A 22,354-nucleotide genomic window follows, 5' to 3' on the forward strand; every position below is an offset into this window, starting at 1 on the left:
ATGAATTACCGGGCGATATTTCCCATAAGTCGCCATTTTTTACTGTTATTGTTTAGGCGTGATAACGTTTCTAATCCGGAACAATCCTGGTGCGATTATCAGCGCATCACTCTGGCAAAATAGTGAGCTGTGATCATCACCTGAAGTGACAGGTCCAAAAAAAATAAGAGTTTCTGTGAGGGCGATTACATGTCGTTGTTCATGATGGCTTAACAGATTTATCGGTATTCAGTCCTGATCATTAATATCAATTAAGTAATAAAACGAAGCGCCAATCTCACCGTAATGAGATTGGGCTGCGTATGAAAGGCTTGAATAGCGAGACTTTTGCTGATGTGAATCAATTTTACCGCAAAAAAGGAAGCAAATCCGCGATGATATTCATCAGGAAAAAATGGTGCGAATTGTTATGTTACGAACGCCGAATTAAATGATCTTCATCTCTTCTGGTAAGAACAAATCTCAGCATTAAGTCAAATAACAACGGTCTTAATGGTGTTAACGATTATCGGAGCCTGAAGGATAGTGGTAAACACTGCGGCTAATATCCAGCAAGCGGCAGCTGCGACGCGTTCCAATGTCGAAGGTGGTTTGAAGGAAGTTAACGGCTTGCCGCTTCTCATTTGTAGTGAAGAAGTTTTTCAGCACGCTTTGCAGCATCTCTTTATCGGAACTCAACGACTGCAGTTCACGGGTAAGGTTTTGTAGTTGATCCTCCAACTCTTTGATTTTTCTGCCTTCTTCTGAAGAAAGCCCAGAGAACTTTTTCTTCCAGCTGTAGAAGGTGGCCTCGGAAATGCCAAGCTCTTCACAAATCTCCCTGACTTTCACTCCCGTTTCAGAAGCTTTAATGGCATTTGTGATTTGCTCTTCGCTATATCGTGACTTTCTCATAAATGCTCTTACCTTTCTTATCAATTAGTGGATGAGAATTACTGTATTAATATCTGGTACTGCAAAAAGAGTATTAATGCAGTATTAAAGTGCGCGATTAGAATTGCGATGTTTAAATTAAGTTATTTAGAATAAATATCATCATGGGATAAATCTTATTTTATTCTGAATGCCATTGAACGCCTTCCTGGCTTTGGGTTTTTGATATAGATTCATTCCATCCCAAATGCAGAAAAATACTACAATCATTGGAAATACGGCATAACCTGTTTGTGAAAATCACAGGGTGTGCCAGTAAACCTTTGCTTCGAATTCAGGCTGAAATCGTTTACATCCGCAGAGTTTCGCACCAGGTTTAATCGGAATTTTCCTGAATTCATTCAAAGAATCCTGACGGGAGTCTCATTTTTCGGACCAGTTTGGTTTGAAGTTATTAATTTAAGTCAGGCCCACTGAGCGCTTGTTAATTCATTTCAAGGACGTTGTACCGAAAGGCAGTTGCTGTAAGTAATACTAAGGATCAGTCGATGAAATTGAGCGTAATGTCTAATGCCGCCTGGATGATGTCTGAGAAGATCGTCTCGGTGTTCGGCGTCATATTTGTGACCTCCTACGTGGCGAAGTCATTTGGCCCGACCATATTCGGTCAGATGGCGTTTTCAACCTCGTTGTTCTCGATGGTACAGACCGTAGCGATTTTCGGTACCGAAACCATCCTGTTCAAACGCATCAGCAAAAGTGCGCCGAAAGGCCTGCGGCTGATGGCGGTGGCCCGCACCATGCGGTTGGTCTTGTTGTTGCTGACCTCCATCCCGGTGTTGATTTGGGTGTGGTACAACATGCAGGAAAATTTCCTCGCATTTGCCCTGGCCTCGTTTATCTCCTCCGTTTTTGTGACGCAGGATACGTTCAGCGTTTATAACAATGCGCGTCTGGCTTCCCGACTCAATACCGTTGCCAACTCGGTCGGCCTGCTGTTGGGCTTTACCCTGAGTTTCGCCATTGCCTGGCTGCACCTCAATCCCTTGTGGCTGACGCTGTCGATTGTCATGGTCACGCTGGTGCCGTACGTCATTAAACGGTCTAACTTTTACCGCGAAAACCAGGACATGGCGCCACCGCAGGAGAAGCGCAATACCTACCTGCGTTATCTGCTGTACGCCGGTTTACCGTTGGCAATTTCCAGCATCTTCATTTCCGTGCAGGTTAAGGCGGCCCAGATGTTTCTGGCGGGTATAGCCTCCGCTCGCGATCTCGGCCTGTTTGCTGCCGCTAATACCATTTCGGCGTCCTGGATATTCATTCCGGTTGCCATCATCACTTCCTGCTTCTCGGAGATCTTCCGGGAGCGCGGAGCAGCCGCCATCAAGCTCACTGCGCGGCTGAACGGCTATGTCATGGGTGTTTCATTGTTGTTGTTAGCGGTGATCGCGCTGTATGGCGAGCAAATCATCATCGCTTTGTATGGTCACGAGTACACACAGTCAGGGAGTCTCATTACGTTACTGTCGTTAGCAACCTGCTTTTCGGCAATGGGGACCGTAGCGTATCGCTACATGGTGAAAGAGGGCGGATTTAACTATCTGCTGAAGAAGATCATCTGCCTGATGGTGATCAGTCTGCCGCTGTCGTGGTGGCTGATCCAGGGCTACGGCATCATGGGTGCCGCCTGGAGCGTCTTCATCTCTGAACTTCTGTCCCTCACCGTAATGAATTACTTCTTCAATAACGGCGTCATTCAGAAGATTCAAGTTTCCTCACTCAACTACAAAACCTACAAATGAGGTCCGATATGCTCAAGTTGAAAGATGAACTCAGAAGAAGTGTCCAGTACTTCATCAAGAAGATGCCCTGGGCTTACCAGGACCGCATCTATTACTTTCATAAATTCCGCAAACTGCCCAATTTGCGTCAACCGAAAGTGTTTAATGAGAAGGTGCTGTACCGGAAATTCGTTTTTGGCGATTACCAAATCTATGGCCGCCTGTCGGATAAATATTCGGTGCGCGAATACATCGCCGAGAAAGTGGGCAGCGAATACCTGATCCCATTGGTGTATGAGACCAGCGACCCGCACTCGCTGCATACGCTGCCGAGTTGGAAGAACACGGTAATTAAGCCCAATCACGGCTCCAATATGGTGGAAATCCTGCTGGAAGAGCCGGATGCGCTGAAGAAGCAGAAAATTATCAGTGACTGCCATCGCTGGTTGAAGACCGACTTTGCCAATGAAGCGCGTGAGATTCACTATCGCTACATCAAGCCGCGTATCCTGGTGGAGCAGTACATTGGTGATGGCAAAACTGCGCCGATTGATTACAAGTTTCACATGTTCAACAAGCGTGACGGCAGCTTTGAATATGTGCTGCAGGTGATTTACAACCGATGTAACCCGTTACTGTCGATGAATTTTTATGTGAACAACCTCAATGAGGCGTACCACAAAATTCGCGATACCGGGCTGGATGTGAATCCACAAATGGCGCAGTTACAGCACGCATTAGCGCTCAGTAAAACCCTGGCGAGCGATTTTGATTATGTGCGTGTGGACTGGTATATCGATGGTGATCGGATTTACTTTGGCGAGCTGACGTTTACGCCAGGTGCCGGGTTAGTGACCGGGTTGGACCGTGGATTAAACCAGATGATGGGTGATATGTGGATTCAAGACCGCCGCGGTACGCAGATACCGGGTGTGACGGTGCCGGAAGTCGCTATTCCAGCCGTACTGAAGAAAATTTGAGTATCACACAGCAAAATAAAAAACCCCGCTTAGCGGGGTTTTTTATTGGCTGCGATTAAGGCATCGGCCAATCAGCAGGCGTCTGGCTCATCACTTCAACGAAGGCGTTTTTGGAGATTTCCATGAAGTTGTGCAGATTTTCCATGCTCAGGGTAATGCCGAGCAGGCCGGTGACAAACCAGCATGACATGCCTACACCAATACCGCCGCACATCAGTGCCATCACGTGGTGACTGTTCTGACGCAGTTTAATTTTCATGGTGCTGGCAAAGAACATCATGATGGCGCTGAGCAGCTCCCAACGCATGACGATTAAACTGGTGGTTAACGTAGCCATCTGCAAAAACCTCTTCAAATCAGTAATATCCCTGACATTGATTGGACATCACTGGCGGCAGAGAAGGAGGGTCAGGGAGGCCCTTCTGGCCGTCTTACGTGGGTGTAAATCTGTGACTTGGGTCACATTATATCACCCGATTTGAAAGTTTGAACAAAATTTATACCTGGTATGGTAGAAAGATTTTTATCGAAGCGGGGGAGATGGCAGAGGCAAAGCGGGAAGGTGCGCCCGTGAAGGGCGCGCAGAATGTCACTGAACCGGGCAGCACTCGCCGGTGGTGCGCTGGGCAAAGCTGTTCATGTTTTCACTGCAATCGAAACTCAGCAGACGCGGACGCTGAATCATCGCCTGACGGCGCATGGTGTGACGATAGGCGGTCGGCGTCTGGGAAAACTGACGGCGGAACACGCGCGAAAAAGTTTGCTGTGAATCGTAACCGTATTGCATCGCGATATCGAACACTGGACGCTGAGTCTGGCGTAACGCTTCAGCGGCCAGAGTCAGGCGGCGCTCACGAATATAGCCACCCAGCGTTTGTTTCGTCACGGTACGGAACATACGCTGCAGGTGCCATTTTGAGTAGCCGGATTTTGCTGCCACTTCGTCGATCGACAGGGCCTTATCCAGATTTTCATCGATCCAGTGTGTCAGTGAATAAATGATTTCCTGTTGCATCATAGCCTCATCCTTCTGAAAGGTTTATCGGGTTTGAAATTCGAAGTTTTGATGGGGTGCGAGTATAATTCCTCAAGTTAACTTGAGGTAAAGGCCCTAAATGAAAAAAGAACGCAATTACCCAAAACGGGTGTTAACGCCGGGTGAAGTGGCGAAACGTAGCGGCGTGGCCGTTTCCGCGCTGCACTTTTATGAAACCAAAGGTTTAATTTTCAGTTCGCGCAATGGCGGCAATCAACGGCGTTACAGCCGCGATGTGCTGCGCCGTGTGGCGATAATCAAGATTGCGCAGCGCATCGGTATTCCGCTGGCCACTGTCAGCGACAGTTTGATGCATGTACCAGCCAACAAGCGTATGTCGACACAGGAGTGGGATGCGCTGACGCAGCACTGGCGTGAAGAGCTGGATAAGCGTATCGAAACCCTGACGCGCCTGCGCAACGATTTGGATGGGTGTATTGGCTGTGGCTGCTTATCGATGCGCGATTGTCCACTGCGTAATCCCGGTGACCGTCTGGCGCAGCAAGGTTCGGGAGCGGTGTTACTCGACCCTGAACAGGACGAGCATAAAGGTTAATCCGCTATACTTGCCGGGAGACTTTTACCGGCAAGGAAAACCGCATGATTACTGTTCACCATCTGGAAAATTCCCGTTCGCATCGCGTGTTGTGGCTGCTGGAAGAGCTGTCGGTGCCGTATCAAATTAAGCGTTATCAGCGCGAGGACACGCTGCTGGCGCCGGATTCATTAAAGAAGATTCATCCGCTGGGTAAGTCGCCGGTGATTACTGATGGCAATCGGGTGATCGCCGAGTCAGGGGCGATTCTGGCGTATCTGCAGCAGAAATATGATAGAGAGCATTTGTTCGCCATCACGGATGAGGATGAACAGATTCAGGCGCGTTACTGGCTGCATTACGCAGAAGGGTCGCTGATGCCATTGCTGGTGATGAAGCTGGTGTTTGGGCAACTCGGGAAGAAGCCGGTGCCGTGGATTTTACGTCCGGCAGGCATGGCGTTGAGCAAAGGGATTCAGAAGGCCTGGTTGAACAAGCAGCTAAAACTGCACAGTGGCGTGATTGAGCAGCATCTTAGCCAGCATCGTTATTTCGCCGGGTCACGGTTTAGCATCGCCGATGTGCAGATGAGTTTCCCGCTGCTGGCGTTGCAAGTGCGGGGATCGTTGAAAGAGATGCCGGCCACCGCACGCTGGCTGGAATCGATGCAGCAACGTGCTGCCTGGCAACGCGCGATTGAGCAGGGCGGGGCGATTACGTTTAGTTAGTTTGTCGCTGCAGTGCTGTGGGTTGGGTGCTGTGAGTTGGGTACTATAGGTTGAGTACTGTGGGTTAGTCGTTGTGGGTTGGGTGCTGTGGATTATCGCTGTGAGTTGGGTGTCATGCCCAGCAAAGGCCCGCCCGATCGCAAAGGAATAACGCATCCATGCAGATCGGCCGCGCCGTCCATGGCGCGGACGCTTTGCTCTTCGGGCGGGCCTTTGCTGGGCCTCAAGTTAATTATCGCTTCATGAGGCATCCACCTCTTACCATCGGTGCAGTTGGGGAGGAAAACTGTGCGATGAATGAAAAATATCGATATTTTCCAGCCAGTTCCGACCCCTTAAGTTTCGCCAAAAGCAGTGTAACCACGTTGTTAACCCGCGCCAGTCTGCGCTTTATCCTGCCTGATAATCGATTAGTAGTTGAAAACCCCATAGCAAACGCCAGATAATCGTTTGCCTTTTTCCGTGTCCCCCTTTTACGACCTGGAATACGCGGCCACGTAAACGTTTGCCTCTTTTCTCTTTGAGAACCTTCACCAGGATGATGCGCAAACGCGGGCCGTGGGGCTCATTACATCTTAAAAAACGCAGAGGATTTACTATGTCTGGCGACTCACGCCCGGCCAGTGGAAAACTGGACGCCTGGTTCAACATCTCGGCACGCGGCAGCAGCGTGCGTCAGGAAATTTTGGCGGGGCTAACCACCTTTTTAGCCATGGTTTACTCCGTCATTGTCGTACCGGGTATGCTGGGTAAAGCCGGCTTCTCGCCGACTGCCGTGTTTGTAGCGACCTGCCTGGTCGCCAGCTTTGGTTCGATCATCATGGGATTGTGGGCCAACCTGCCCATGGCGATCGGCTGTGCGATTTCCCTGACCGCCTTCACCGCGTTTAGCCTGGTGCTGGGCCAGCACATTAGCGTCCCGGTTGCCCTTGGCGCGGTATTCCTGATGGGCTTGCTGTTCACGTTGATTTCGGTCACCGGGATTCGCGCCTGGATTTTGCGTAACCTGCCGATGGGCGTGGCGCACGGCACGGGAGTCGGTATTGGCTTGTTCCTGCTGCTGATTGCGGCCGATGGTATTGGCCTGGTTGTGAAGAACCCAGCGCCGGGCTTGCCGGTGGCACTCGGCCACTTCACCTCGTTCCCGGTGATTATGGCGCTGATCGGGCTGGCGGCCATCTTTGGTCTGGAAAAACGTCGTGTGCCAGGCGGAATTTTGCTGACCATCGTAGCGATTTCTGTGGTGGGTCTGATCTTTGATCCGGCTGTCACCTATCAGGGGCTATTCGCTATGCCGAGCCTGAAGGATGCCAACGGCCAATCCGCGATGTTTAGTCTCGATATCATGGTTGCGCTGCAACCGGTGGTGCTGCCAAGTGTGCTGGCGCTGGTGATGACCGCGGTATTTGATGCCACCGGCACCATTCGTGCAGTGGCGGGCCAGGCGAATCTGCTGGATAAAAACGGCCAGATCATTAACGGTGGCCGCGCGTTGACCACCGACTCCGTCAGCAGCCTGTTTGCCGGTTTAGTCGGTGCTTCGCCTGCGGCGGTGTATATCGAATCTGCAGCCGGAACGGCTGCGGGCGGTAAAACTGGCCTGACAGCGATTGTCGTCGGTCTGTTGTTCCTGTTGATTCTGTTTATGTCCCCGCTGGCCTATCTGGTTCCGGCCTACGCGACGGCGCCAGCGTTGATGTACGTTGGCCTGCTGATGCTGAGCAACGTGGCGAAGATTGACTTCAATGACTTTGTCGATGCGATGTCGGGTTTGGTCACTGCCGTGTTCATCGTCCTGACTTGCAACATCGTGACTGGCATCATGCTCGGCTTCGGCTCGTTGGTGATTGGCCGCCTCTTTGCGGGTGAATGGCGCAGGCTGAACGTGGGCACCGTGGTGATTGCTGTTGCACTGGTGGCCTTCTACGCGGGTGGTTGGGCCATCTGACTTTTGAACGCGCTTATTTCCAGATAAGTCTCTTTCTGGTTCACGCCGCACGCAGGGTTGCCCCTTTGTGCGGCGTTTTGTTTTACACTTTCCTGCGCAACAACATCGCTTTAATGAAATTGATTCGCCTAAGGAAAGCATGGAAATCTTCTTTACTATTCTCATCATGACGCTGGTGGTGTCACTCTCCGGCGTGGCGGCGCGCATATTGCCGTTCCAAATTCCCCTGCCGTTGGTGCAGATTGCCGCTGGTGCATTGCTGGCCGTGCCGAGCTTTGGCCTGCATGTCGATTTTGACCCCGAACTGTTCCTCGTGCTGTTTATTCCGCCGCTGCTGTTTGCCGATGGCTGGAAAACGCCGATTAACGAATTCCTGCACCACGGACGCGAAATCATGGGCCTGGCACTGGTGCTGGTGCTGATTACCGTGGTCGGAATTGGTTATCTGATTTACTGGCTGGTGCCGGGTATTCCGCTGATCCCTGCCTTCGCGCTGGCTGCGGTGCTGTCACCTACCGATGCCGTGGCGCTCTCCGGCATTGTCGGGGAAGGGCGCATCCCGAAAAAGATCATGTCGATTGTGCAGGGCGAAGCCCTGATGAACGACGCATCCGGCCTGGTATCACTGAAGTTTGCGGTCGCGGTGGCGATGGGCACCATGGTGTTTACCTGGGGTGGCGCCAGCGTGGAGTTCCTCAAAGTGGCGATCGGCGGTCTGGTCGCGGGTGTGGCGGTATGCTGGCTATATGGCCGTTCGCTACGTCTGCTGAGCCGCTGGAGCGGTGACGATCCGGCGACGCAAACCGTGCTACTGCTGCTGCTGCCTTTCGCCTCTTATCTGATTGCTGAGCATCTGGGCGTGTCAGGTATCCTCGCGGCAGTTGCGGCGGGTATGACCATCACGCGCTCTGGCATTATCCGCCAGGCACCGCTGGCGATGCGTTTACGTGCGAATAGCGTATGGCAGATGCTGGAGTTTGTGTTTAACGGCATGGTGTTCCTGATGCTGGGCCTGCAACTGCCGGACATTCTGGAAACTTCCGTCGCGCAAGCCAATGCCGATCCGAACGTCGAGCTGTGGATGCTGTTCACCGATGTTGCCCTGGTGTATGTCGCCTTGATGATTGTGCGCTTTGGCTGGTTGTGGATGATGCAACGTGCCAGTTTGCGTTTCCTGAAGAAGAAGCCGCTGGAATTCTCAAACTACTCATTCCGTGAGTTGCTCATCGCCTCTTTTGCCGGTGTGCGTGGTGCCATTACATTGGCCGGTGTGCTGTCGATTCCGCTGTTTCTTAGCAATGGCGAACCGTTCCCGGCGCGCTATGAGCTGGTGTTTATTGCCACCGGCGTGATTCTGTTCTCGCTGTTTGTCGGGGTGATTCTGCTGCCGATATTGTTACGCGGTATGGAAAGCACCGATAAATCGGGACATCGCCGTGAAATCCAGTATGCGCGTGCGACAATGGCCAATGTGGCGATTGAGAGCCTGCACAAAATGGAGCAGCGACTGGAAAACGATGCAGAAGAGAATATCGATCCGGAACTGTTGAAAGAGGTCAGTTTGCGTGTGATTGGCAATCTGCGCCGCCGCGTGGTGGGCAAAGATGAGGTGGATCAGGCGCTGTTTGCCGAAAACCTGGAGCGTCGTTTCCGCCTCAATGCCCTGCGTGCCGAGCGCGCCGAGGTTTACCATCTGCGCGCGACGCAGGAGATCTCCAACGAGACGATGCAGAAGCTGTTGCGCGATCTCGACCTGCTGGAAGCGTTGTTGATTGAGAAAGAGGAGTAAGCACAGCTCAACAGCTAGCATATAGCGCCGCTACACCGATAACCGTGGCGGCGCGTCCGGCCAATGCTCGCGGCAGCAATCGATCCACGCCTGCGCACTGCGCGACAGATAGCTGCCTTCGCGCCAGATCAAACCCAGACTCCACTGCAACTCCGATTCCAGTGGCAACCACAGCAGCGATTGCTTATCCAGCCGCTGGCAAATCGGCTCGGGTAAAATTGCCAGCCCCATTTCGGCTTGTACCATTGCTGCCAGGAAATCCCACTGCGCGCTGCGCACCGCAATCTCCGGCGTCAGCCCCTGACGCTGAAATGCCTTCATCAACTGACGATTAAGCGAGAACTCTTCATTCAGGATCAGCAGTGGATGAGCCGCCAGTTCCTTGAGACCCAGGCTGCTGCGATTGAGCCACTGCGCGCTGCGCGGCAGCAGCACGCACAAAGGATGACGCATCAGTTCCAGCGTATTGAGCGGCAAATCCGCATCGACCGGCAGCGCAGTGAGGGCGATATCCAGCCCGCCGTTCAGCACGGCCTGCTGCACCGTTAAGCCGCCGGATTCGACAATCTTCAATTGCACACCCGGATAGCGGCGGCGAAACGCGGAGATCGAACCGGCGATCTGCATCCCGACCATCGGCGGGATGCCCAGCCGCAGTTCACCGGTTTTCAATTCATTGATATCGCCAATCTGCGCTTCCAGTTGATGAAACTCCTGCAGAATCGCCAGCCCGCGTTGATACACCGCCTGACCGCTGTCGGTGAGATGCAGCTTGCGGCCCTCACGCAGCAGCAGCGTGCAGCCGAGTTCTTCCTCTAACTGGCGCAGCATTTTGCTGATGGTCGGCTGCGTGACAAACAGCTTCTCAGCGGCACGGGTGAAACTTTGCTGGCGTACCACCTCGGTGAAATAGCGTAGGGCGCGGACGTCCATCAAACATTCCTTTTTGGCATAGTTTGAATAATTTTAATTCATTTCTTTCACAGTTTGACGCGGATTTATACTAAGCCCAACGTTTAATTCTGGGGAGAAGGAAAATGGCGCTTGCATTGAGTCCGCGCAGAACGGACATCCTGCAACGTGTTTTTGTGCCATTGCAGTTGGTGCTGTATATCGGCCTGTTTATGGCCAGCGACAAACTGGTGAGCTGGCTGCATTTGCCGCTGCCCGCCAATGTGGTGGGAATGGTGCTGCTGTTGCTATTGATCATGACACGCGTGGTGCCGCTGCGTTGGGTGAAAGCCGGGGCCAACTGGCTGCTGGCGGAAATGCTGCTGTTCTTTATTCCTGCGGTGGTGGCGGTGGTCAATTATAGCGATTTGCTGCGCAGTGAAGGCTGGCGCATCTGTGTGGTGATTGCGGTGAGTACCTTATTAGTGCTGGCGGCGACCTCGCTGGTGGTGGATCGTCTGTACCGCTTCGAACTGGCGCGTGCGGCGCGTAAGCAGGCACATCATGGCTGATTTCATCATTAGCCTGCTGTGTCTGGCGCTGACGCTGCTGGTCTATTACGTTAACAAACGCCTCTATCGCCGCAAACAGACATTGCTGCTGATGCCGCTGGTAATGACGCCGGTGGTGCTGGTGGCGCTGCTACTGCTGACACACGTCAGTTGGAAAGATTACATCGCGGAAAGCCACTGGCTTATCTGGCTGCTGGGCCCGGCAACGCTGGCGTTTGCGGTGCCGGTGTATGAGAACCTGGAGATCATCAAGCGCCACTGGCTATCGCTGAGTGTCGGCGTGTTAACCGCCACGCTGGTGGCGGTGTGCAGTTCGGTATGGCTGGCGCGACTGCTGATGCTGCCGGAAACCATCCAGCGCAGCCTCGCGGTGCGCTCGATTACTACGCCATTTGCACTGGCGGCTGCACTGCCGATTGGCGGCCAGCCGGATTTGGTGGCGCTGTTTGTGGTGATAACCGGGGTGTTTGGCATGGCAGTAGGCGATGTGCTGTTTCTGCGTATGGCCATCAAACAGGGCGTGGCAAAAGGTGCCGGATTTGGTGCTGCGTCGCACGGTGCGGGAACGGCTCGCGCTTATCAATTAGGTCAGCAAGAGGGCGTGGTATCGAGCCTGGTGATGATGCTGTCAGGCGTGGTGACGGTGATTCTGGCACCGCTGTTGAGCCACTTGTTGTGGGCGGCCTGATGGCCGCTTTTTGCGCACTGTCATCGATTTTTACGTAAAGGTTTCCAAATAAAGTTGTCTCCTGCTGCCAGGCTGTTACCCTTTGCGCCGACTTATTTGTCCTTCATGGAGTGGAATCATATGTTTAAGCAACTTGTTACTGGAAGCGTATTGGGTCTGGCACTGCTGAGCAGCGGCGCGCAGGCAATTGAGGGCAGTGTTGACGTGGGTGAGCATAGCACCAACCTGAACCTTGGCCTCGGCACCACCTCTCCTGGCCTGTTCCTGAAAGGCAACTGGCTGCGCAGCGATCACGATGGCAGCACCTACGGTCTGGGCGCGGGCTACAACATCGATTTTGGCGACTTCCGCATTGCCCCTACCGCCAAAGCACTGTTCACCCATCCGGAAGATGGTCGTGATGGCTTCACCGTGGCTGTAGGTGCCGGTGCACAGTACAACTTCAACAGTATGTGGGGCCTGTACGGCGAATACTACTACGCGCCGGAAGCGTTCTCCGATCGTCTGGACAGCTACAAAGAAGCGTCTGGTGGTCTGAGCTTCACCCCGATTTCACTGCTGAATCTGCGTGTGGGTTATCAGTACATCGAGCTGAACAACAAAGGCGATCGCAAAGACAACGTGCTGGTCGATGGCCCATACGTGGGCGCGTCACTGCGTTTTTAATGATGAAACCCGATGCACCTGATGGCGCGTCGGATTCATCATCGCACAAATTGAATGCCGCCCATTTGGGCGGCATTTTTTGTTTAGTGCGCTTTGCCCTGCGAAATGCCTACGCCCGTTTGTGAACGAATAAACTGACCACGGAATTTAGCCCGCTCTTCAGCACCCTGTCTGGAGTGATCGGTAATCGAGAACAGCCAGGTGCCGATAAACGCCGCCGCCATTGAGAACAGTGCCGGATACTCATACGGATAGACCGGTTTGGCGTGCCCTAAAACCTGCACCCAAATAGTCGGCCCGAGAATCATCAGTACCACCGCCGTAATCAGTCCCAGCCAACCGCCAATCATCGCGCCGCGCGTGGTCAGTTTTGACCAGTACATTGAGAGCAAAATAATCGGGAAGTTACAGCTGGCCGCAATCGAGAACGCCAGTCCGACCATAAAGGCGATGTTCTGTTTCTCAAACGCGATACCCAACACAATCGCCACCACGCCAAGAATCAGTACGGTAATTTTCGACACCCGCAACTCATCACGCTCAGTCGCCTGACCTTTGCGGATCACGCTGGCATACAGGTCATGAGAAACCGCCGAAGCCCCGGCCAGCGTCAGTCCGGCAACCACCGCCAGGATCGTGGCGAAGGCCACCGCCGAGATAAAGCCGAGGAACAGACTGCCGCCCACCGCATTCGCCAGATGGACTGCCGCCATATTGGTGCCGCCAATTAGCGCGCCTGAAGCATCTTTGAAGGCCGGATTCGCGCCGACCAGCAGAATCGCGCCAAAGCCGATGATAAAGGTCAGGAAGTAGAAGTAGCCCATAAAACCGGTGGCCCAGAACACGCTCTTACGCGCTTCACGTGCATCCGCCACGGTAAAGAAGCGCATCAGAATATGCGGTAAGCCAGCGGTGCCGAACATCAATCCAAGTCCAAGAGACAGTGCCGATATCGGATCTTTCACCAGACCGCCCGGTTGCATAATCGCCGCGCCTTTCGGGTGAACTGCCATGGCTTCGGTAAACAGCGTATTGAAGCTGAAGCCAGTGGCTTTCATCACCATAATCGCCATGAAGCTGGCACCGAACAGCAGCAGCACGGCTTTGATAATCTGTACCCAGGTGGTGGCCAGCATGCCGCCAAACAGCACATACATCACCATCAAAATACCCACCAACACCACGGCGATATGGTAATCAAGACCAAACAGCAGCTGGATAAGTTTGCCCGCGCCAACCATCTGCGCGATCAGATACAGCGCCACCACCACCAGTGAGCCACAGGCCGACAGCGTACGAATCGGTTTCTGCTGCAAACGATAAGAAGCCACATCGGCAAAGGTGTAGCGCCCGAGGTTACGCAAGCGCTCGGCAATCAAGAACAGAATCATCGGCCAGCCGACCAGGAAGCCGAGCGAGTAAATCAGCCCATCGTAGCCGGAGGTATAAACCAGCGCCGATATCCCGAGGAACGAGGCCGCAGACATAAAGTCACCGGCCATCGCCAGACCGTTCTGGAAGCCGGTAATGTTGCCGCCCGCCGTGTAGTAATCACTACGGGAACGGGTGCGTTTGGAGGCCCAGTAGGTGATACCAAGCGTCGCCGCCACAAACACCACGAACATGATGATGGCTTCATAATTAGTGGCCTGTTTTTGCACCGCGCCGGTAATGGCATCGGCGGCAAACACGCTGGCAGGCACCACCGCTAACAAAGCTGAGAACAGGCGCTTCATGCTTTCACCTCGCTCAGGATTTGTTTGGTCAGGCGATCAAACTCGCCGTTAGCACGCCAGACATAGATGCCGGTGAGCAGGAATGACACCACAATTAAGCCGACGCCGATGGGTATCCCGCGGGTGACGTTGGTGCCTTCATGCAGCGGTGTACCGAGCCAGCCAGGGGCGAAGGCGATCAGCAAAATAAAGCCGACGTACAACACCAGCATGATGATACTGAGCAACAGCGCAAAGGACTGGCGCTTGTGCACCAGTTCCTGAAAACGCGGATTACTCTCGATTTGTTGCCAGACTGCTTGCTGTTGATTTAGGGCTTCGTTCATCACAGTTTCTCCAGAGGAAAGGCAGGCAGATATCTCACGGTTAAATGATTTAAACTGCTGAATATTCTAGTTATATAGGTTGTGCGATGGTAAAAAGCGTACGGCGTAAGGTAGGGATGACGGAGAGTAGCCTGCCGTGAACAGGCTGACACTCTCCGTCGCGTCGATGCCGGTTACGGCATGGTGATGGACTGCTTCTCCTCCAGCAATTTCTCTACCACGCCCGGATCGGCCAGGGTTGAGGTATCGCCGAGATTACTGGTATCGCCCGCCGCGATTTTGCGCAGAATACGACGCATAATCTTGCCGGAGCGGGTTTTAGGCAGTGAGTCGGTCCAGTGCAGCACATCCGGCGTGGCAATCGGGCCGATCTCTTTACGCACCCAGTTACGCACTTCGGTATACAGCTCTGGCGAGGGCTCTTCGCCGTGGTTCAGTGTGATATAAGCATAGATCGCCTGGCCTTTAATGCTGTGAGGAATACCCACAACCGCCGCTTCCGCAATCTTCGGATGTGACACCAGCGCCGATTCGATCTCTGCAGTGCCGAGACGATGGCCGGAGACGTTCAGCACGTCATCGACGCGGCCAGTGATCCAGTAGTAACCATCTTCGTCACGGCGTGCGCCGTCTCCGCTGAAGTAGCGGTTTTTGAAGGTGGAGAAGTAGGTTTGTTCGAAGCGATCGTGATCGCCAAACAGCGTACGCGCCTGGCCTGGCCACGAATCGTTGATCACCAGGTTGCCTTCGGTTGCGCCTTCCAGCGCATTACCTTCGTTATCCACCAGCGCGGGCTGCACGCCAAAGAACGGCTTGGTGGCCGATCCGGCTTTTAGCTCAATCGCGCCTGGCAGCGGCGTAATCATAAAGCCACCGGTTTCGGTCTGCCACCAGGTATCCACAATCGGACAGCGGCTGTCGCCAATCTTCTTGTAATACCACTCCCAGGCTTCCGGGTTGATCGGCTCGCCGACGGAACCCATGATGCGCAGGCTGCTGCGGCTGGTACCTTCAATGGCCTTGTCGCCTTCGGCCATCAGGGCGCGGATGGCGGTTGGCGCGGTATACAACAGCGTCACCTTATGCTTATCGACGACTTCAGCCATACGGCTCGGCTTCGGCCAGTTCGGCACACCTTCGAACATCAGGGTAGTGGCGCCGCAGGCCAGTGGGCCGTAAATCAGATAGCTGTGTCCGGTGATCCAGCCCACATCGGCGGTGCACCAGTAGACATCATCCGGATGGTAATCAAACACATATTTGAAGGTGCTGGCGGCATATACCAGATAACCCCCGGTGGTATGCAGCACGCCTTTCGGTTTGCCGGTAGAACCGGAGGTATAAAGGATAAACAGCGGATGCTCGGCTTCTACCGCTACCGGTTCGTGCTGATCGCTGGCCTTCGCCACCAACTCGTGCCACCAAAGATCGCGGCCTTCGCGCCAGCCGGTATCTTTACCGGTGCGCTTGAACACCACCACGTTTTTCACGCTGGTGACGCTCGGGTTGTTCAGTGCATCATCGACGTTTTTCTTTAGCGGGATGCTGCGTCCGGCGCGTACGCCTTCATCGGCAGTAATGACCAGCTTCGCGTTGGAATCCACCACACGACCGGCAACGGCTTCCGGCGAGAAGCCACCAAAGATCACTGAGTGCACCGCGCCGATACGTGCACAGGCCAGCATTGCCACCGCGGCTTCGGGCACCATTGGCATGTAGATGGCGACCACATCGCCTTTCTTGACGCCAAGGCTCAGCAGCACGTTGGCAAAGCGGCACACGTCTCCGTGCAGTTCACGGAACGTGATGGTTTTGCTTTCGCTGGCATCATCGCCTTCCCAGATAATCGCCGGGTGATCGCCACGCGTTTGCAAATGGCGGTCGAGGCAGTTGGCGGCGAGATTCAGCGCGCCATCTTCATACCAGCGAATAGAAATATTGCCCGGTGCAAAAGAGGTATTTTTCACCTTGCTGTAAGGCTTGATCCAGTCGAGGATTTTACCTTGCTCACCCCAAAAGGCGTCGGGATCGTCAACCGATTGTTGATACAGCGCCGCATACTGGTCGGCATTAATCAGGGCATTCGCTGCAACGGCAGCGGGTACAGGATGCTTATGTATTTGGCTCATGGCTGACCTCCTTGAAGATGTTAATCATATGTCAATCAAAGGTTAATTGAAGAGCGTGACTAGGCTTTGTTTCTGTTTTGTAGTCTGGATCACGACCTTTTGTATGCCTGAAAAGCGCCCGAATTCATACTGTTCATCACGTAAACCAATGAGACCCAGTCTGGGGTTTTTCGCGGAATCAGACGTTGTCGCTGGTTAAATAATCAGCAAACGCGCCAGGCGGTTTTTTGCCCGAAATTGAATAGCTATGCGGAAAATTATCGAATTAACACTTTTCATAACAGCGAGTTATGACTAAAAGTTAATGTCAGCATTTTATGCTACTCAGTTGCGCAGGATTTACGCTAACCCCCCAGGGGTTGCAATTACCGCAGTGAAAATGGTACTTATCTCGGCCCTGTTCAGCAGGTATCCACTCAGGCTGCATCATCGCGCAGGCGCAAAATGCTTACGCAGCAGTGTCTGATGCAGTCCACTATAACCCTCTATTTTATCGGGCTTTTGCTCACTTCCCTGTGCGTCATGTCTTCTGCAGCTTCGCAGAGGAGCAAAGGGGTTTTTACTGAGGAAAGTAACGCGTTATGAAAGGTTTTAAGCTCACCCTTGCCTGGCAAATTTTGATTGCCTTGATTCTCGGCGTTATCGTCGGAACCGTGCTGCATAATCAGCCAGACGATCGTGAATGGTTAATCACTAACATTCTCACCCCTGCAGGCGACATCTTCATTCATCTGATCAAGATGATTGTGGTGCCGATTGTGATTTCCTCCCTGATTGTCGGCATTGCTGGCGTTGGCGATGCGAAAAAACTGGGGCGTATTGGTGTCAAAACCATCGTCTATTTTGAAGTGATCACCACCATTGCCATTGTGGTCGGCATTACGCTGGCCAACGTATTCCAGCCAGGTAGCGGCATTGATATGTCTACGCTGGTAACGGTGGACATCTCTAAATACGAAGCCACAACGGAAGCGGTACAGGGGGCGCCTCACGGCCTGGTGACCACCATTCTGTCGCTGATCCCGCAGAACATTTTCGCCTCGCTGGTGAAGGGCGACATGCTGCCGATTATCTTCTTCTCGGTGCTGTTTGGTATGGGCTTGTCAGCGCTGCCTTCAGAACATCGTGATCCGCTGGTGACCGTGTTCCGTTCAGTGTCTGAAACCATGTTTAAAGTGACGCACATGATCATGCGCTATGCGCCAGTCGGTGTGTTTGCGCTGATTGCGGTCACTATCGCCAACTTTGGTTTTGCCTCGCTCTATCCGCTGGCCAAGCTGGTGCTGCTGGTGTACGTGGCGATTCTGTTCTTTGCCTTCGTGGTGCTGGGAACGGTCGCGCGCATGTGTAAACTGCGTATTACCACGCTGATGCGCATCCTGAAAGATGAGCTGATTCTGGCCTATTCTACTTCCAGTTCAGAAACCGTGCTGCCACGCATCATGCAGAAGATGGAAGCCTACGGTGCGCCGAAAGCCATCACCAGCTTCGTGGTGCCGACCGGTTACTCATTCAACCTCGATGGTTCAACGCTGTATCAGAGCATCGCGGCGATCTTTATCGCGCAGCTGTACGGTATCGACCTGTCGCTAACCGATGAAATCATTCTGGTGCTGACGCTGATGGTGACCTCGAAAGGGATTGCTGGCGTGCCGGGCGTCTCCTTCGTGGTGCTGCTGGCAACGCTGGGCAGCGTGGGTATTCCACTGGAAGGCCTGGCGTTTATCGCCGGTGTGGACCGCATCATGGACATGGCGCGTACTGCGCTGAATGTGATCGGTAATGCGCTGGCGGTGCTGGTGATTGCGCGCTGGGAAAACCAGTTCGACACCAGGCAGGCCGAAGCCTACGAGCTGGAACTGCGCACACAGAAAGCCAGTTAAGGCACGATAAGGTGAGTGTCTCATCATCGCGCCGCTCAAGCCTCGCCATTTGGTGAATGGATTGTTAGTTAAGTAGAGTTCCTGTAAGGCTGCCATTTTCATAAATGGCAGCCTTTTTTGTTTGTGCGTGGGGGCGGGCCTTAGCTCCTCTGCGGCTATAAGGTCAGTCCTCGCGCCGCTGACGCGGTGCCTTCGGCTTCCATGTCGTGCCTACGGATCGTTCGGGTAAGGCCGTCCTGGCCAACCCGAACTGCCAGTCGTATCCCTGCGCCTGCCTCCTGGCCCAACGTAAAAGCCTCAGCGCTGCGGATAGTCCTTGCAGCCGCAGAGGGCCTACGGCCATTTGTATTGGTGCCTTTTTTAGCAAAACGCACAGAAGTTCAGGAGCAGGCTGGGGCCGCTTAGGGACGGGCAATCCGCAGCGCCGAACAGAATGAGTCTGCCAGGATAGCCCGCAGGACGCGGGCGGAAGGCGGGGCGGCACATGGATGTGCCATCCCCCGCCGTTCCGTCAGGCAGACGAATGACGTGAGGGCACCGCGTTAGCGGCGTGAGGACGCCAGACCCTAAGCGGCCCCAGACTGCGTTATTGCACAATGCACGTCATTCAGCTGTTTTTTTACTATCCAAGACGCGTCCTGTATTTTCCATTGCCTGAATCATGCTTAATTTTATACCCACTATAACCACTCAAATATTCCTTTTTAGAGAGGACTAAACATGAGATTCCCCGTTTATCTGCATAAGACAGAGGACAATAGCTGGTCAGGTTTTGTGCCGGATGTAGAGGGATGTTTTTTTGCAGGTAAAAGTGTGGACGATGCGCTGCGCGACGCACTTAACGCGATTGATTCACACGTAGAATCTTTAGCGGATGCAGGTAAAACCATCCCTAAGGCGGCAGCCATTGAGACACATATTCATGATGAAGAGTGTCAGGGAGGCTACTGGGCATTCGTGGAGATCGATCTGAGTCGCTATGAAGGTAAAGCAGTAAAGCTCAACATCACTTTGCCACAAAATCTGCTCAGCAAAATAGACAGCTATGTAGATTCCCATCGCGAGTATGGATCGCGCAGCGGTTTTCTGGCGGAGTTAGCGCGCAGAGAATTAGCGAACGCGTAACCAACATAGCTAAACATCTACCCGCCATCCGGCGGGTTTTTTTATGCCTGCATCTGCAAAAAGTACAAAAACATGACAACCGAGCAGGAATTAACAATTCAAAATGGTATATATTTTTTTGAATAAATTATTCTTTCACAGGAGTGTGTGATGCAGATCGACCTCAGCCAGATGATCACCGAAGGGCGTAACCCGGCGAGCCACAACATTGACGAGCTATCCACTGAAGCGATGCTGCGCGTCATTAATGATGAAGACAAAAAAGTGGCGCTGGCAGTGGAAGCGATTGTGCCGCAGATCGCGCAGGTAGTGGATGCGATTACTGCGGCCTTTAGCAAAGGCGGGCGCCTCATCTATTGCGGCGCGGGTACATCGGGCCGCCTCGGTATTCTCGATGCCAGCGAGTGCCCACCGACCTTCGGCACGCCGCGCTCGCAGGTCGTGGGTTTAATTGCCGGCGGCCATACAGCGATTTTGCAGGCGGTGGAGAATGCGGAAGACAATGTCGAGCAGGGCGCACAGGATTTGAAGGACATCAATTTCAACGCTAATGATGTGCTGGTGGGGATTGCCGCCAGTGGCCGTACGCCCTATGTATTGGGCGCGCTGGCGTATGCGAAACAGCAGGGTGCATTTAGCGCGGCGTTAACCTGCAATCCTAACAGCCCGATGTCACAGGCTGCGGATGTGGCACTCACCCCGGTAGTGGGGCCAGAAGTGGTCACCGGTTCTTCGCGTATGAAAGCCGGTACGGCACAAAAGCTGGTGCTCAATATGCTGACCACCGGCGCGATGATCCGTAGCGGTAAGGTGTATGGCAACCTGATGGTGGATGTGGAAGCGACTAACCAAAAGCTGGTGCAGCGCCAAATCAACATCGTCAAACAGGCCACCGACTGTGACGATGCCACCGCACAGCAGGCGCTCAACGCCTGTCACGGTCACTGCAAAACGGCAATTGTGATGGTGCTGGCAGGATTGGATGCCAGCGAGGCCCAGGCGCTGCTGAAGCAAAACAGCGGCTTTATCCGTAACGCGTTGCGTGACGCAGGAGCGCAATAATGGCTGCCATCACCGAAGGATTACTGCGCGATATCCTGCAAGCGGTGGGAGGCGCGCGTAACATTGTGCAGTGCGGCAACTGCATGACGCGTCTGCGCCTGACGCTCGCGGATGCCACATTAGTCGATCATGCCCAACTGAAAACGCTGCCCGGCGTATTGGGGGTGATCGACAGTGATGCGCAGCTGCAAATCGTACTGGGGCCCGGCAAAGCGCAAACCGCCGCTGAGAAAATGCAGGGATTACTGGATAGCGATGAAACGGAAAAACCGCAGGATCTCAGCACTATTGCTGCCGCCCAAAAGCAGCAGATGAAAGCGAAGCAAACCAGCGCGCTGCACCGTTTTCTCTCCTGCTTCGCCACCATCTTCACGCCATTGATTCCCGGCTTTATTGGTGCCGGTTTGCTGTTGGGATTTGCCACGCTGATTGAGCAGATTTTCCACCTCAACCAGCCCGGTGAACATGCGCAGTGGCTGCTGGATACCGTGGCCTACATGAAAGTGTTCGGCAAGGGACTGTTCACCTTCCTGAGCATCCTCATTGGTTATAACGCGCAGAAAGCCTTTGGTGGCACTGGCGTGAACGGTGCCATTATCGCTTCACTGTTTGTGCTCGGTTATATGCCAAAAGCCACCGTGGGTTATTACAGCGGAATGTCAGATTTCTTTGGCATGGCGATTGACCCGCGCGGCAATATTATCGGCGTATTATTGGCGGCGATATTCGGTGCGTGGATTGAGAAACAACTGCGTAAAATTATCCCCTATAATCTCGACATGATTTTAACATCGTTACTCACGTTATTAATTACCGGCGCCATCACCTTTATGGTGATTATGCCGATTGGCGGTGAGTTATTTAAAGGCATGTCATGGTTGTTTATTCATCTCAATAACAATCCCTTTGGCTGCGCTATTTTGGCCGGTCTATTTTTAATTGCAGTGATGTTCGGGATTCATCAGGGTTTCATTCCGGTCTATTTTGCGCTGATGGAAACCCAGGGCTTTAACTCATTATTCCCGATTCTGGCGATGGCGGGTGCGGGTCAGGTTGGGGCTTCTCTCGCGCTGTGGTGCAAGGCCGATAAGCACTCGCTGCTGCGTACGCAAATCAAGGGCGCAATAGTGCCGGGCCTGTTGGGCGTGGGCGAACCGTTGATTTATGGCGTTACGCTGCCACGCCTGAAGCCATTTATTACTGCCTGTTGTGGCGGTGCGCTAGGTGGATTCTTCATTGGTCTGGTAGCCTGGCTCGGTCTGCCGGTGGGGATGAATACGGTATTTGGGCCTTCCGGATTGGTTACGTTGCCGCTGATGACCTCTTCACAGGGGATCTTTGCCGGTATGGCGGTGTATCTCGCCGGATTAATCGTGGCGTGGGTCGGTGGATTTGCCTTTACCTGGTGGGGCGGAACCAAAGGCGTCGATCTCAGCTAATGCCATTGCTATTCACCGTAGCAGCACACGACATCATGCCGCTACGGTGAAGCTGGAATGAAGCCTGAGATGGCGTGCCGCTACGGGGGAGACGCCGGCAAAACCTTAAAGATTGAATGAATTTAAATGTGATTTATGTCACGTTTTTTGCAATTCGCCGTATC

Annotated in this window: 21 protein-coding genes; 14 read left to right on the top strand and 7 right to left on the bottom strand. The window is 53.5% G+C overall.

Annotated elements, in window-relative coordinates:
- Positions 1 to 498: 498 nt before the first annotated feature.
- A complete protein-coding gene (locus tag FD737_RS17025; protein WP_097118957.1) occupies positions 499 to 894 on the bottom strand; it encodes a transposase in 396 nt (131 codons plus the stop codon).
- Positions 895 to 1,421: 527 nt separating this feature from the next.
- On the opposite strand from FD737_RS17025, the gene FD737_RS17030 reads away from it, so the two are divergent.
- Both FD737_RS17030 and FD737_RS17035 read left to right on the top strand, forming a co-directional pair.
- Positions 1,422 to 2,678, top strand: a complete 1,257-nt coding sequence (locus FD737_RS17030) for a polysaccharide biosynthesis C-terminal domain-containing protein (protein ID WP_058960083.1) — start codon at positions 1,422 to 1,424, stop codon at positions 2,676 to 2,678.
- 8 nt (positions 2,679 to 2,686) lie between these two features.
- Positions 2,687 to 3,637, top strand: coding sequence for an ATP-grasp fold amidoligase family protein (locus FD737_RS17035; protein WP_034826903.1), 951 nt, complete (start codon positions 2,687 to 2,689; stop codon positions 3,635 to 3,637).
- A 55-nt stretch (positions 3,638 to 3,692) separates the two neighbouring features.
- On the opposite strand, the gene FD737_RS17040 is transcribed toward FD737_RS17035, so the two are convergent.
- Entirely contained in the window at positions 3,693 to 3,974 is a 282-nt protein-coding gene (locus FD737_RS17040) for a YjcB family protein (RefSeq protein ID WP_034826901.1), read from the bottom strand.
- Between the two features lie 252 nt (positions 3,975 to 4,226).
- Complete coding sequence (soxS, locus tag FD737_RS17045) at positions 4,227 to 4,655, bottom strand: superoxide response transcriptional regulator SoxS (RefSeq protein ID WP_097118958.1); 429 nt, start codon at positions 4,653 to 4,655, stop codon at positions 4,227 to 4,229.
- Positions 4,656 to 4,752: 97 nt separating this feature from the next.
- On the opposite strand from soxS, the gene soxR reads away from it, so the two are divergent.
- The 5 genes from soxR to FD737_RS17070 all read left to right on the top strand — a co-directional run bounded on the left by soxR (position 4,753) and on the right by FD737_RS17070 (position 9,673).
- Complete coding sequence (gene soxR / locus FD737_RS17050; RefSeq protein ID WP_160834080.1) at positions 4,753 to 5,229, top strand: redox-sensitive transcriptional activator SoxR; 477 nt, start codon at positions 4,753 to 4,755, stop codon at positions 5,227 to 5,229.
- Positions 5,230 to 5,273: 44 nt separating this feature from the next.
- The gene (locus tag FD737_RS17055; protein WP_160834081.1) at positions 5,274 to 5,936 is read left to right on the top strand and encodes a glutathione S-transferase family protein; all 663 of its coding nucleotides are present in this window, start codon (positions 5,274 to 5,276) and stop codon (positions 5,934 to 5,936) included.
- Between the two features lie 158 nt (positions 5,937 to 6,094).
- Positions 6,095 to 6,382 (top strand): hypothetical protein, encoded by a 288-nt coding sequence (locus FD737_RS17060; protein ID WP_058960085.1) that lies wholly within the window; start codon positions 6,095 to 6,097, stop codon positions 6,380 to 6,382.
- Positions 6,383 to 6,534: 152 nt separating this feature from the next.
- The gene (locus FD737_RS17065) at positions 6,535 to 7,884 is read left to right on the top strand and encodes an NCS2 family permease (protein ID WP_160834082.1); all 1,350 of its coding nucleotides are present in this window, start codon (positions 6,535 to 6,537) and stop codon (positions 7,882 to 7,884) included.
- Positions 7,885 to 8,023: 139 nt separating this feature from the next.
- Entirely contained in the window at positions 8,024 to 9,673 is a 1,650-nt protein-coding gene (locus FD737_RS17070) for a Na+/H+ antiporter (protein WP_160834083.1), read from the top strand.
- 30 nt (positions 9,674 to 9,703) lie between these two features.
- On the opposite strand, the gene FD737_RS17075 is transcribed toward FD737_RS17070, so the two are convergent.
- Positions 9,704 to 10,606, bottom strand: a complete 903-nt coding sequence (locus FD737_RS17075; protein WP_058960088.1) for a LysR family transcriptional regulator — start codon at positions 10,604 to 10,606, stop codon at positions 9,704 to 9,706.
- A 104-nt stretch (positions 10,607 to 10,710) separates the two neighbouring features.
- Between FD737_RS17075 and FD737_RS17080 the strand changes: the two genes are divergently transcribed.
- From FD737_RS17080 to FD737_RS17090, 3 genes are all read left to right on the top strand, one after another.
- Positions 10,711 to 11,136 carry a CidA/LrgA family protein gene (locus FD737_RS17080; protein ID WP_034826883.1) on the top strand — a complete coding sequence of 142 codons (426 nt, stop codon included), beginning with the start codon at positions 10,711 to 10,713 and terminating at the stop codon, positions 11,134 to 11,136.
- Entirely contained in the window at positions 11,129 to 11,824 is a 696-nt protein-coding gene (locus tag FD737_RS17085) for an LrgB family protein (RefSeq protein ID WP_160834084.1), read from the top strand. The genes FD737_RS17080 and FD737_RS17085 overlap by 8 nt, the downstream gene beginning before the upstream one ends.
- A gap of 120 nt (positions 11,825 to 11,944) precedes the next feature.
- The gene (locus FD737_RS17090; protein ID WP_034826879.1) at positions 11,945 to 12,490 is read left to right on the top strand and encodes a YfaZ family outer membrane protein; all 546 of its coding nucleotides are present in this window, start codon (positions 11,945 to 11,947) and stop codon (positions 12,488 to 12,490) included.
- Positions 12,491 to 12,573: 83 nt separating this feature from the next.
- On the opposite strand, the gene actP is transcribed toward FD737_RS17090, so the two are convergent.
- From actP to acs, 3 genes are all read right to left on the bottom strand, one after another.
- Entirely contained in the window at positions 12,574 to 14,226 is a 1,653-nt protein-coding gene (actP, locus tag FD737_RS17095; protein ID WP_160834085.1) for a cation/acetate symporter ActP, read from the bottom strand.
- Positions 14,223 to 14,552: a DUF485 domain-containing protein gene (locus FD737_RS17100; protein WP_160834086.1), complete on the bottom strand. Its 330-nt coding sequence runs from the start codon at positions 14,550 to 14,552 to the stop codon at positions 14,223 to 14,225. Before FD737_RS17100 ends, actP begins: the two co-directional genes overlap by 4 nt.
- 173 nt (positions 14,553 to 14,725) lie before the next feature.
- Entirely contained in the window at positions 14,726 to 16,681 is a 1,956-nt protein-coding gene (gene acs / locus FD737_RS17105) for an acetate--CoA ligase (protein WP_097118965.1), read from the bottom strand.
- A 581-nt stretch (positions 16,682 to 17,262) separates the two neighbouring features.
- Between acs and gltP the strand changes: the two genes are divergently transcribed.
- From gltP to murP, 4 genes are all read left to right on the top strand, one after another.
- The gene (gene gltP / locus FD737_RS17110; RefSeq protein ID WP_058960091.1) at positions 17,263 to 18,564 is read left to right on the top strand and encodes a glutamate/aspartate:proton symporter GltP; all 1,302 of its coding nucleotides are present in this window, start codon (positions 17,263 to 17,265) and stop codon (positions 18,562 to 18,564) included.
- Positions 18,565 to 19,284: 720 nt separating this feature from the next.
- Complete coding sequence (locus tag FD737_RS17115; protein ID WP_202404583.1) at positions 19,285 to 19,689, top strand: type II toxin-antitoxin system HicB family antitoxin; 405 nt, start codon at positions 19,285 to 19,287, stop codon at positions 19,687 to 19,689.
- Positions 19,690 to 19,839: 150 nt separating this feature from the next.
- Positions 19,840 to 20,751, top strand: a complete 912-nt coding sequence (gene murQ / locus FD737_RS17120; protein ID WP_160834087.1) for an N-acetylmuramic acid 6-phosphate etherase — start codon at positions 19,840 to 19,842, stop codon at positions 20,749 to 20,751.
- Complete coding sequence (gene murP / locus FD737_RS17125) at positions 20,751 to 22,190, top strand: PTS N-acetylmuramic acid transporter subunit IIBC (RefSeq protein ID WP_160834088.1); 1,440 nt, start codon at positions 20,751 to 20,753, stop codon at positions 22,188 to 22,190. Before murQ ends, murP begins: the two co-directional genes overlap by 1 nt.
- Positions 22,191 to 22,354: the final 164 nt, after the last annotated feature.

Origin of the sequence: Pantoea sp. Seng (assembly GCF_009829935.1) — a bacterium.
Lineage (GTDB): Bacteria > Pseudomonadota > Gammaproteobacteria > Enterobacterales > Enterobacteriaceae > Pantoea > Pantoea communis.